11 protein-coding genes and 2 pseudogenes are annotated in these 11,217 nt (G+C 71.9%); 6 read left to right on the top strand and 7 right to left on the bottom strand.

The window, feature by feature from the left end:
- The first annotated feature begins 60 nt into the window (after positions 1–60).
- Positions 61–754: pseudogene (locus PV682_RS20975) on the top strand (transposase).
- On the opposite strand, the gene PV682_RS20980 reads toward PV682_RS20975, so the two are convergent.
- Positions 738–1,178, bottom strand: a complete 441-nt coding sequence (locus tag PV682_RS20980; RefSeq protein ID WP_319732003.1) for a winged helix-turn-helix transcriptional regulator — start codon at positions 1,176–1,178, stop codon at positions 738–740. The pseudogene PV682_RS20975 and the gene PV682_RS20980 sit on opposite strands and share 17 nt — an antisense overlap.
- A gap of 102 nt (positions 1,179–1,280) precedes the next feature.
- On the opposite strand from PV682_RS20980, the gene PV682_RS20985 reads away from it, so the two are divergent.
- From PV682_RS20985 to PV682_RS20995, 3 genes and pseudogenes are all read left to right on the top strand, one after another.
- Positions 1,281–2,132, top strand: coding sequence for an alpha/beta fold hydrolase (locus PV682_RS20985; RefSeq protein WP_319732005.1), 852 nt, complete (start codon positions 1,281–1,283; stop codon positions 2,130–2,132).
- 258 nt (positions 2,133–2,390) lie between these two features.
- Positions 2,391–2,801: pseudogene (locus PV682_RS20990) on the top strand (transposase); the annotation flags it as partial.
- Positions 2,802–3,010: 209 nt separating this feature from the next.
- Positions 3,011–3,217, top strand: a complete 207-nt coding sequence (locus tag PV682_RS20995) for an antitoxin (RefSeq protein WP_319732007.1) — start codon at positions 3,011–3,013, stop codon at positions 3,215–3,217.
- A gap of 55 nt (positions 3,218–3,272) precedes the next feature.
- Here PV682_RS20995 and PV682_RS21000 read toward each other — a convergent pair whose 3' ends face one another.
- The 4 genes from PV682_RS21000 to PV682_RS21015 are packed head-to-tail and all read right to left on the bottom strand — an operon-like array spanning position 3,273 to position 5,073.
- On the bottom strand, positions 3,273–3,662 hold the full coding sequence (locus PV682_RS21000; protein ID WP_319732009.1) for a roadblock/LC7 domain-containing protein: 390 nt from the start codon (positions 3,660–3,662) through the stop codon (positions 3,273–3,275).
- A 48-nt stretch (positions 3,663–3,710) separates the two neighbouring features.
- On the bottom strand, positions 3,711–3,923 hold the full coding sequence (locus PV682_RS21005; RefSeq protein ID WP_319732011.1) for a hypothetical protein: 213 nt from the start codon (positions 3,921–3,923) through the stop codon (positions 3,711–3,713).
- On the bottom strand, positions 3,920–4,723 hold the full coding sequence (locus PV682_RS21010; protein ID WP_319732013.1) for a hypothetical protein: 804 nt from the start codon (positions 4,721–4,723) through the stop codon (positions 3,920–3,922). Before PV682_RS21010 ends, PV682_RS21005 begins: the two co-directional genes overlap by 4 nt.
- Complete coding sequence (locus tag PV682_RS21015) at positions 4,720–5,073, bottom strand: hypothetical protein (RefSeq protein WP_319732017.1); 354 nt, start codon at positions 5,071–5,073, stop codon at positions 4,720–4,722. The genes PV682_RS21010 and PV682_RS21015 overlap by 4 nt, the downstream gene beginning before the upstream one ends.
- Positions 5,074–5,221: 148 nt before the next feature.
- On the opposite strand from PV682_RS21015, the gene PV682_RS21020 reads away from it, so the two are divergent.
- Positions 5,222–5,587 carry a hypothetical protein gene (locus tag PV682_RS21020; protein WP_319732019.1) on the top strand — a complete coding sequence of 122 codons (366 nt, stop codon included), beginning with the start codon at positions 5,222–5,224 and terminating at the stop codon, positions 5,585–5,587.
- A 159-nt stretch (positions 5,588–5,746) separates the two neighbouring features.
- On the opposite strand, the gene PV682_RS21025 is transcribed toward PV682_RS21020, so the two are convergent.
- Positions 5,747–6,793, bottom strand: a complete 1,047-nt coding sequence (locus tag PV682_RS21025) for a glycoside hydrolase family 5 protein (protein ID WP_319732020.1) — start codon at positions 6,791–6,793, stop codon at positions 5,747–5,749.
- 180 nt (positions 6,794–6,973) lie between these two features.
- Between PV682_RS21025 and PV682_RS21030 the strand changes: the two genes are divergently transcribed.
- Positions 6,974–7,891, top strand: coding sequence for a nucleotidyl transferase AbiEii/AbiGii toxin family protein (locus PV682_RS21030; protein ID WP_319732023.1), 918 nt, complete (start codon positions 6,974–6,976; stop codon positions 7,889–7,891).
- A gap of 20 nt (positions 7,892–7,911) precedes the next feature.
- Here the strand turns inward: PV682_RS21030 and PV682_RS21035 are convergent, their stop codons facing one another.
- Complete coding sequence (locus tag PV682_RS21035) at positions 7,912–11,073, bottom strand: AAA family ATPase (RefSeq protein WP_319732025.1); 3,162 nt, start codon at positions 11,071–11,073, stop codon at positions 7,912–7,914.
- Between the last annotated feature and the right edge of the window lie 144 nt (positions 11,074–11,217).

An 11,217-nucleotide genomic window follows, 5' to 3' on the forward strand; every position in this document is an offset into this window, starting at 1 on the left:
CGGCTTCGGTCCGCCGGGCGTGTATCGAGAGGGATCCTGGCTGTGAGGTGATCTTGATTCGTGGCACGTGGAGATCTGACGGACGAACAATGGACCGCGCTGGAGCCGCTGTTACCGAGGGGCAAGAAGCCCGGTCGGCCGCCGATATGGACCCGGCGGCAGCTGATCGACGGCATACGGTTCCGGGTCCGCACCGGCGTCCTCTGGCGGGCAGATCTTCACCGCCTTCCAGGCGCGGGCGGATGCGAAGGATCCGTTCACCTGGGACATCAACGTCGACTCCACGATCGTGCGGGCCCACCAGCACGCCGCCGGGGCGCGCAAAGGGGGACCTCCAGAAGGAGCCGCCCGGCGGCGTCACCGTCGAGCCGACCGACCACGGGCTCGGACGCTCGCGCGGCGGCCTGACCACCAAGTTGCACCTGTCCGTCGAGCAGGGGCAAAAGCCCATGTCCATCGTGATCACCGCCGGACAGCGCGGCGACTCCCCGCAGTTCGAGGCTGTCCTGTGCCGCATCAGGGTGCCCCGCCCGAGGCGGGTGCGCGCGGACAAGGCGTGCGCTCCCGCAAGAAGCGCGGCTCGCGCGGCGGCCGTCCGCCGAAGTTCGACCGCGAGGACTACATGGCGAGGCATGCCGTCGAGTGCGGCATCAATCGGCTGAAGAGACACCGGGCGGTGGCCACACCGTACGACGAGTTGGCGGTCCGCTACGAGGCGACCGTCCTCGTCGCGGCCCTCAATGAGTGGCTATGACCAGCACATTCGATGGTTGGCGCGACTCGTCGGCGAGCTGGTTGTTGCGGTCGATCTCCTGCATGTGTGTCTCGGCCCAGACCCGCAGGGCGGAGAGTGGCATTTCCAGGGAAAGGCCGAGTTCGGTGAGCCGGTAGTGGACGGCGGGCGGCACGGTGGGTTCCACGCGGCGCGCGACCAGGCCGTCGCGGACCAGGCTCTGCAACGTGGCGGACAGCATCTTCTGTGAGATGCCCGGGATACGGCGCCGCAGTTCCGCGAAGCGGACCTCGCCTGGAGCCTCCTCAGCCAGCACCTTGACCGTCATCGACGTCCACTTGGTGCCGATGCGGTCGAGCAACTGGCGAGTCGGGCAGCGCGGATCCAGCAGATCACCGCGCTCACCGGGCCGCTGGTCACGTCCGCCGGGACTCGACGTGGTCACCCAGAGCTCACCACCTGAAGAGAAAGTGCCGTCTTGGGCGGACCAGGCTAGTTCCCTAGCGTGACCCTGTCACCATTCCTCACCGCACACTGGAGTCCCTCCATGCCCGAGCTGCGACGCGTCCCCGTCAACGGTGTCGAACTGAACGTCGCCCTCACCGGATCGGGCCCGTCCGTCCTGCTGCTGCATGGCTTCCCGCACACCTGGGAGCTGTGGACGGACGTCATGGCCGATCTGTCCGGCCGCTACCGCGTCATCGCGCCGGACCTGCGTGGGTTCGGAGCGAGCAGCCGGGCCGCCTCCGGATACGACGCGGGCACCCTGGCCGAGGACGCCGCGGCGCTTCTCACCACGCTTGGCGTGTCCTCGGCCGCGGTGGTGGGCATCGACGCGGGTACAGCGCCGGCCTTCCTCCTCGCTCTGCGCCGCCCCGGTCTCGTCCGGCGCCTGGTCGTCATGGAGTCCCTGCTGGGCAGCCTGCCCGGCGCCGAGGACTTCCTTGCCGACGGGCCACCGTGGTGGTTCGGCTTCCATTCCGCCGCACCCGGCCTCGCCGAGACCGTACTGGAGGGCCACGAGGCCGCCTACGTCGACTGGTTTCTGCGCGCCGGCACGCTCGGCGACGGGGTGCGCCCCGACGTCCGGGACGCCTTCGTGCGCGCATACACCGGCCGCCAGGCGTTGAGCTGCGCGTTCTCGTACTACCGGGCCCTACCCGAGAGCACGGTACAGATCGAGCAGGCGGTCACCACTGCCCGCCTGACAGTGCCGACGATGGCGCTGGGCGCCCGGCCTGTCGGTGCTGCGCTGGAACGCCAGCTCCGACCGGTCACCGACGATCTCACCGGACACGTCATCGAAGGCTGCGGCCACATCATCCCCCTGCACCGGCCGCACGCCCTGCTCGCACTGCTGCGTCCGTTCCTGGCCGGTGAGGACGCGAGAGTGGCGTGACCGGATCAATTGCCTCAAGAGAAACCGCGCAGTGACCACGCAGGATGACAAGTTGGCGGTCTGCTAAGAGGCGACCATCAACGAGTGGCTACGACCAGCACATTCGATACACGCCCTAGCTTGATCTTTAACCTCGGGCCTCGAACGGCTCGTCGTACTTGATCACTCGCGTCGGTAACTGCCCTATGCGCAGGCGGCCTTCGGCTGACCATGTGCTCCGACCAAGGAATACACGTGATCAGCGTGAAGGCCGTGGGGATGAGTCTGTTGCACCATGCTGTCCGGCAGGAACCGTTCGCGGAACTGTCATGCTTCCGGGGCGAGTTCTACTCCTGTCTGACGAGGCGTTCGGATGCTCTGTTCGAGCTGGCCGACGCCGTGCTGTGTGCGGACGGCCCGGTCCGCTCGCTGGTGGAACTCTCGCTGGTGGGCGAGCATCGCCGCGGACACGGCGGGCTGTATGACGCCCTGGCCGCGGGTCGGATGGACATTGCTCGGCTGCGGCGGGCCCTGGCTGCGGTGCCGCTGCCGAGGGCGGCGGACGGCCGGCTGGTGCTGGCCGCCGACATCACCTGCTGGCTGCGTCCCGACGCGCACACCTCACCGCAGCGGATCCTGTGTCACACCTACGGACGTGGCAAGGACCAGCAGGGCACGATCTGCGGCTGGTGCCGTTGCGCGCTCCGACGCCTGTGTATCCGCACTCGCTGGTGTGGGAGGGCGGGGAATCCGCATCCGGGGCTGGGGGTGCTGCGGGAGTACCTGGCGGCGGTACGAGTGGCGCCGGCCGGGGAGTTGTGGGTGCCTGGCTGGGCGAGGCGTCCGGGGATGGGATCATGAGCAGGTCGTTACTACATCGCTGTAGAGGAGATGTGCGGGTGTTCGAGGGGCTGAAGAACCTCAAGGGACTCAAGGACAAGGTCGAGGAGCTCGCCGGGGAGCACGGGGACAAGATCTCCGCCGGGCTGGAGAAGGCGGGGGACTTCATCGACGACAGGACCGGCGGCAAGCACGGGGACAAGATCGACACGGCGGTCGACAAGGCGCAGGAGTACATCGGGAAGCTGGGCGAGAAGAAGGACTGACGGCCCGTCAGGAGGGCGCCCCCACCGGGTGGTTGACGGTGGGGGCGGTTCGTTGTCAGGCGGGGGTGTCGCTGTCGAGGAGCTTCGCGAGGCTCTCCAGCGTGGGATGGATCTCGCGCTGGAGGCGGGCCACGTCGAGGCCGTCGTCACCGACGATCGTCAGCAGGGCGCGGTCGTTGACGGCGAGGACGACGATGTGCCGGTCGGCGCTGCGGGTGGTGACGTCGCGCAGGCCGGTGCCGCCCGCCTCCTGGGCCATGCGGCGGGCCAGGCTGTAGCTCGCGGCGCTGAGGGCGGCCACGGACTCCGCGTGCACGGCGTCGACGTCGGCGGCGACCAGGAGGCCGTCGACGGTGGAGATCACCGTCTCGGCGACACCCATCACCCCTTCGCGCAGCGCGGCGAGCACCTCGACGAGCGGTTCGGACTGGTGGTCTTCGGACATCGGCGATCCCTGCTGGTGAGCGGACGTGCGGGTGTGCGTGGGGAGAGGTCAGGGCAGGGCCGCGAGACGGTCGCGTACCCGGTACAGGAGGGACGCCTCAGGCCGGTGCTCCTTGAGATCCGGGGGGACGGGGCGGCCGGCCGACGCGCCGGGGCGGCGTACGGGGAGCGGCGGCGGGACGTCGGCGGGCGGGTCGAGTCGGTGTCGCCGGGCGAGCGTGAGGTAGCGCTGTCGGGACTTCCTGCGCCGGCGCGGGTTCACACGGTATCCGATCGGTGAGGGCGGTGCGTCCCCGGTGTGCGGGTCGGGAGGGGGGTGCTTGCGGCCGGGGGGCGGGGTGCGGCGGCGCGTGGTCCCGGGAGGCGAAGTGCCGTGCTGGGGCGGGCCGTTGGTGTCGCATCGGGGTGGATCAGGCCGCGCGTGCGCAGGTGGGCGAGGTCCAGCATCACGGCGTACGTGCCCCGGCCGAGGGCGAAGGCGAGGTCGCGCGGGGTGCGGCGGCCGTTCGCCGCGTCCAGGAGCGCCGTGTGGCGGGCGCCGAGGGTTTCGGGGCGGAGCGTGTCGGTCGCCCGGAGTCTGGTGCGGGCCAACTCGGTGGGTGAGCCCCAGAGTTCGGTGAGGACCGCGAGGCGGCGGGTGGTCTCGGCGGCGACGAGGTGCGGGGCGAAGGCGCGGGCGGCGACGACGTCCGGGGCGGGGTCGCGGACCTCCCAGACGGCGCCGGGGCCCAGGGCGAGCGCGAAGGCTCCGTCGAACAGAGCTGCTGTGCAGGCGACTTCGAACTCCTGCGGGGTCAACACGCCGCGTTCCTGGAGTTGTTGGGTTAAGTCGCCGTGGGCAGCGCGGGCCGCCGTCCAGGAACCGTCGTCCACACGGCCCGACTTGAGGAGGATCGACTCCGCGCTCGGGGCGCCGGGGGTGTCGACGGCGGTCACCAGTCCCGCGCGTACGTGAATCGTGCCACCGGGGGTGCCCGAGACGGTGACCGCGGCGTCGCGGCCCTCGGCGTGCAACGCGGCCAGCAGGGCGGGGAGGTTGCGCGGGGCCGGCGCGGGCGTCATGCGGTCACCTCTGCCGCGTACCGGCCCAAGTGGTGCAGGACCAGGGCGAGGTTGGCCTGGCCGCGCTCCAGCGCGGCCGTCAGGAGCAGGGGGTCGCCCTGGCGCGGCACGGTCGCCACGACCAGCTGGCGGCTGCCGCCCGTGATGACGATGCTCTCCAACTCCCCTTGCGCGCCAGCCGCGTTGAGGCTGTTCTCGACGGACGCGGCGAGGCGGCTGCACTCCACGGCGTCCGAGCCGCCCTCCCCCGCGTCGCCGTACGTCAGTCCCGTGACCGCGTCGATGAGCGAGACACCCGTGACGCCCGGCAGATCCAGGAGGCGCCTCAGGGAGGCTTCGACTGATGACAACGGGACTCCCCTTCACTTTTGCTTCACATCGCAACTGAAGGCACAGTAGTTTAATCCGAAAGGTTCAGGACAGGGCGTCCGTCGCTCATTTTCTGACCCGTCGTCACATCGCCGGACCGCACAGAGTGAACAGAGCGAAGGGCAGCACATGAACATCGAGACAGCGCTCAAGGAAGCGATGACGATCGACGGCGCCCTGGGTGTCGCCCTCGTGGACTACGAGAGCGGGATGTCGCTCGGCGTCCTCGGCGGCGGCCCGGGCCTCGACCTGGAGGTCGCCGCCGCCGGCAACACGGAGGTCGTCCGCGCCAAGACCCGCACCCTCGAACTCCTCGGCATGCAGGACACGGTCGAGGACATCCTCATCACCCTCGGCGCCCAGTACCACCTGATCCGCCCCCTCGTCAGCAGCAGCGGCACCCTGTTCCTGTACCTCGCCCTGGACCGGGGCCGCGGAAACCTGGCCCTGGCGCGGCACGCGCTGAAGCGCATCGAGGGCGAGCTGGAGATCTAGAACCGCCGGGCTCGTCCCGACTCGGCGTCACGGAAGCGACGTTCAGCGCCCGGAGAACCACCGGGTCGCGGCCCCGGTCGTGCCGCCGCGGGAAATGCGCGAGGGCGGAGCCGTCTCGGCCCCGCCCTCGTACGTGTTCCGGTCTGTACGTGTTCCGCTCTAGCGGCCCCACGCCCACTTCAGGCGGTCCGCGCCCGACTTGTTGGTCGTGGCCAGCCAAGGGTTGGCGGCGGGGCCAGTCAGGGTCTGGAGGGAGTACGTGTCGCCCGTGCGCAGGCCGGGCCAGTAGACCGAGCCCATGTGGAGCTCGCGGAAGACGTCCGTGTCGGCCTGGATGAAGGAGATCTCGTTGTTGCCGACGTTGGAGCCGTTGTAGTCGAGGCCGCTGGTCATGGTCGCGCCGAACTCGTCGGCCACCGTGCGGTAGGCGCAGTCGCCGAGGCGGGTCTTGAGGTCGGTGACCCACTCGTCGTAGGTGCGGTTGCCCCAGAAGCCGTAGTGGTGCAGGGACAGGTACGTGCCCTTGAGGCGGGGGTCCGCGCAGACGGAGACGACGCTGTCGTTGTAGCCGCTGCCGCTGACGAAGATCCGGTTGCGCGGGATCTTCGGGAACGTGCCGATCCACTTCGCGGCGAGGTCGGCCCACTCGGTGGGCGTGTAGCCGTGCGGCTCGTTCATCGGCTCGAAGTAGACGAGGCTGTTGTGCTGGAACGCGCTGGTGACGGTCTTCCACATCGGCCAGTACGTCGCCGTGTCGTCGATGAACCCGTCCTTCTGGGTGCCGGAGCCCTCCCAGTAGGAGACGATCACCTTGAAGCCCTGGCGGGTCGCCGCGTCGATGACCGCGCGGTACGAGTGCCAGTAATCGCCGTTGACCGTGTACGGGTTGATCGGGAGGCGCACGGTGTTGGCGCCGAGGTTGGCCCGGAACGCGGAGATGATGCGGGTGGCCTTGTGGTACGTCTGCGCGTACGTGTCCGAGAGCGAGAGCCCCGACAGCTGGACCTCGTCGTTGGCGTAGTTGTCGCGCGGGTCCGCCCAGTTGACGCCCTTGAACTGGCTGGTGTTCGGCGCGGGCGCGGCGTACCGGTCGGCGGCGGACGCCGGGACGCCGGCACCGAGCGCGGCGACACCGGCGAGGGCCACGGCGGTGGCGATCAGCGCACGCGTGCGGGGGCGCCGGGAGTTACGGGAGCGCAGGGGCACGGCAGTACCTTCTTACGGGATGAACGCGGCTCGGCGTCGGCCTTGACCTGGGGTGATCAACGCGGTGTGAGTCTGGGTCGGGGTGCGCGACGTTGTCAAGGATGTCGCGGGGAGATTTCGGAAAGCGCTTACCCTCCTGCGGTGGACCCGTTGTCGGTGGTCGCTGCTAGCGTCCGCGACGTGACACAAAGGGAGCGGCGCATCGCCCTCGACCATGTGCTCGCGCTCATCGCCGAGGCCCCGTGGAGTTCCTCGCTGGTACTGCGCGGGAGCATGACGATGCCGGCCTGGGCCGGGGACGCGGCGCGCCCGCCGGGCGACCTCGACTGGGTCGTCCTGGAGGACGAGGTGGGCGTCGACCCCCTCGACCCGTACCCCTACGCCCGGCACATCGAGGACGTCCAGCAGTGGCCGGAGGCGTTCGCGGGGGCGGCGCGCTACGACCTGTGGCGCGAGGAGGAGTTCGGCACGGGCGGACAGCGGGCCGTCCTGCCGCCCGAGGGGCTGTCCTGGCTCGACTCCGAGGACATCGACCCCAGCCCCCCGTACCAGGACCTGCTGAAGCGGGTCCGGGAGCGGCCGTACGCGGGCGCGGGTGTCGTCCTGGACGCCGCCGGGGCGCGGGACGACGGCCAGTGGACCTACGCCGAGTACGACACCCCCGGCGTCCGCCTCTCGATCCCCTGGCGGCTCGAACACCCCGGCACGCTCACGGGAGTTGCCCAACTCGACTTCGCCCGCGACGAGTCGCTCCCCGAGCCGCCGGTCTGGACGCTGGTCCCCCGCATCACCGACCGCCCACCGACCCCCGTCCGCACGGCGTCCCGCACCCTCTCCCTCGCCTGGAAACTCCGCTGGCTGCACACCGACGCGACAGCCCAAGGGCGGGCCCAGGGCAAGGACTTGTACGACGCGGTGCTCCTCGCGGAGTCCCCGCGCACCCGCCTCTCCGGCCACCTCCTGCGCCGGGTCCTCGGGGAGTTCGATCCGGCGACGGTCACCGGATGGGAGGTGGAGTGGACCGGGGAGTTCGCCCGGCAGGGCACGGCTCGGGAGTGGTCGGGGCGGCTGCGGCGGGCGCTGGAGTCCCGGTTCTGACACACCGTCACACACGCCGGTCAGAACGTCGGGGTGAGGGAGGCGGTGACCAGTTCCGTGCGGGAGCGTTTGCCGGTGCGGGCGAAGAGACGGGACAGGCGGCGGGACACCGCGTCCTCGGTGAGGTGGAGGACGCGGGCGATCTGGCGGGTGGTGAGCTGTTCGGTGAGGAGCGTGGTGAGGAGGCCGTCGTTCTCGGCGGTGGCCCGGCTGCGGCCCGGGACGGTGAGCCCGGCCTCCCGCAGCGCGGTTCTCGTACGGAAGCGCCACAGGGCCGCGCCGGTCCGGCCGAACACCTCGTACGCCTCGTGCAGCAGCGCCGCCGGGACCGCGCCCGCCGTGGCGGCGGTCACCAGGGTGGTCGCCGTCTCGAACGGCAGGCCCCGCTCGCGGGCGAGGTCCACGGCCTCGCGCAGGGCCCGGTGGGCGGTGCCGGGCGCTTCGTCGCGCTGGACGCGGGCCGAGGCGAGGAGGTGCAGGAGGCGGGTGCGGTCGGTGCCGGTCCGGTGGACGAGGTCCGCCAAGTGCCGCACACACTCCGCCGCTTCGCGGTCGCGTCCGGCCTGGGACGTCAACTGGGCCAGCAGGGCCCACAGTTCGTCCGTGCCGTAGGTCTGGTCGTGCGCCCGGGTCCGGTCCAGGCCGGTGCGCAGGGTTCGCTCGGCTCCGGTCAAGTCGCCGAGGGCCATGAGGAGTTCGGCCTCTGTCGCGTGCAGGGAGCACTGGGGCGGGGCGCCCTCGCCGTCCGCGTCCCGCACCAGCTGGAGGGCGGTGGTGACGCGGCCCTGGGCGAGGAGGATCGCCGCCGTCCGCGCGGGGAGCAGGGAGCTGTCCGCCACCGGGGTGGACTGGATCTCGCGGCCGGCCAGGAGCCTGCGGGCCGACTCCAGGGCCTGGTCCCAGTCGCCCGTGAGGTGGTGGTGGAGGAACCGGCTGAGCGGCGGCAGCACGGGCACGGTCAGGCCGGTGGTCGCCAGCAGCGCGGTGGCGCCGGCGAGGTCGTAGCGGGTGAGGAGGTTGTCGACCATGCCGCCGGCCAGCGAATACACCTTGCCCGGGGGGAGTTGGGGTGCCTCGTCGAAGGACAGTGCGCGCCGGTAGGGCTCCGGGCGGCCGAGGCCGAGTTCGGCCATGGCGAGGAAGACGGCGGGTGCGGCGCGGGCTCGGGGGCCGGTGTTCCACACCGCCTCGGTCGTACGGAGCAGGTCCTCCGTCTGCCGCCAGCGCGAGAGGTGGCACAGGGCGAGGGCCCGGCCGGTCACCCTGGCCAGGGCGGGGACCGGCAGGACGTCCCACCAGTGGGCGGTCCCGAGGCGGGACATCGTGGGCCAGTCGCGCTGATTGGCCGTGACCGCCACGATCAGGCACGCGGCCTCCTGAAGGTCGAGGTCGCTCAGCGTCGGCCCCGGGTCGCGCAGCAGGGACTCGGCGGCGGCCCGGGCTGCGGCGTAGTCGCAGGCCAGGTAGGCAGTCGTGCCGTACTGCTGGAGGACGAGGTCGCGGGCGTCGGCGTGCTCGGTCAGGTCACGGGCCGCCCGCAGCCACCGCAGCACACGGCCGTCGTCGATGCCGGGCCGTATCTGCCGGGCGGCGTCCGTCAGTTCGGCCACCGCGCGTTCCCGGTCGACCAGGCTCCCGGCATCCGCGATGCGGTCGGCGCGGTAGGCGGGGGTATCCGTGCCGCCGAGGAGGGCGCCCGCGGCGTCGAGGGGGCCGGGGTCTGCGTGCGGGGCCGAGGTGTCACCGGGTGCCGATCCGGCGTCGCTCCGGAGAAGGCCGGGCTCCGGGGCCGTGCCGTCGGGGTGTCCAGGCTCTGCGTGCTGGGCCGAAGTGCCGCCGCGCGCCGATCCGGCGTCGCTCCGGAGAAGGCCGGGCTCCGGGGCCGTGCCGCCGGGGTGTCCAGGCTCTGCGGGCGGGGCCGAAGTGCCGCCGCGCGCCGATCCGGCGTCGCTCCGGAGAAGGCCGGGCTCCGGGGCCGTGCCGTCGGGGTGTCCAGGCTCTGCGGGCGGGGCCGAAGTGCCGCCGCGCGCCGATCCGGCGTCGGTCCACAGGGCCTCGACCGCGGCGGCGGAGAGCCGGCTGCGTCGTACGGGGCTCAGGCGCTCGCGGACGGCGTGGGCGGTGAGCGGGAGGCGGTAGGGCAGGCCCGGTGCCTCGTCGACGATGCCCGCCTCGGCCAGCCGGCGGGCGCTCTCGTGGACGGCCTCGGTGGACAGGCCGGTGCACTGCGCGGTGAGTTGGAGGGCCGGTTCGCCGAGTGGGCCCAGGATGCTCAGCGCCGCGGCCACCGTGCGCGCGGGCTCGCCGAGCCGGTCCAGGGCCGTGAGGAAGCGGTCGTCGTCCGGCAGCACCGGGACCGTCGCCCTGGAGGGGACGAAGGCGTGGCCGTCGGCGACCCGGATCACGTCCTGGCGCGTCCACGCGGTGAGCAGGGCCTCGACCGCTCCCGGGAGGCCGTGCGTCAACTCGCGTATCTGCCGGGCGAGTTGGGTGTCCGCTTCGGCCTGGAGCCAGCGCGCGACCAGGGCGTCGGTGTCGTGGGGGCCCAGCGGGCCCAGGACCACCGCGTCGGCCGAGGGCGTGTCGAGCACGTGGTGCGGGGCGTCCCCGTCGGCGGGCGCGGGCGTGTCCGGTCCCGCGCCGTCCCGGCAGGCCACCGACACCACCAGCCGTACGCCGGGGACGTCGATCCGGCTCAGCGCGGACAGGGAGCCCCGATCGGCGTACTGGGCGTCGTCGACGAGGACCGTCATCGGCGCGCACCGGGCCAGGACGGCCCGCATCAACGCCTCCGTCGACGCCAGATCCCCCCGGTCCACGGCCGACAACACCTCCGTCGCCGCCCGGTCCCCCCGATCCACCGCCGGCCGGCGCTCCCGCAGCGTCATGACCAGCCGCAGCGCCAGCAGCAACGGCCGGTCCGCGTCGCCGGGCACGCAGTCCACCGCGTACACCGCGCCCCCGCTCGCCCGCAGCCGCTCACCGGCCGTACGCAGGAACGCGCTGCGCCCCACCCCGTGTTCGCCCCGTACGAGAACGAGGCGCGGACCGTCGGGATCGCCCAGCAGGCCGTCGAGCCGCCGCGACTCGCGTTCGCGGCCGAGCAGGCGGTCGTCGGTGCGGTCCATGCGGGCGGGTCTGCCCCAGCGGACCAGTTCGTCGGTGTGCGACCCCACGGTCATCCTCCGGTTTCCGAGACGTGTTGCGAGACGTGTCGCCGAGACGTACGTACGAGACCTGGCTCCCCGTCAGTGAGCAGCCAGCAGTGAGCCGGCAGTGAGCCGACCCTACGAGCCGCGACCGAGAGATGATCATCTTCGTCCGGG

This window comes from Streptomyces niveiscabiei (genome assembly GCF_033794345.1).
Classification (GTDB): domain Bacteria; phylum Actinomycetota; class Actinomycetes; order Streptomycetales; family Streptomycetaceae; genus Streptomyces; species Streptomyces niveiscabiei.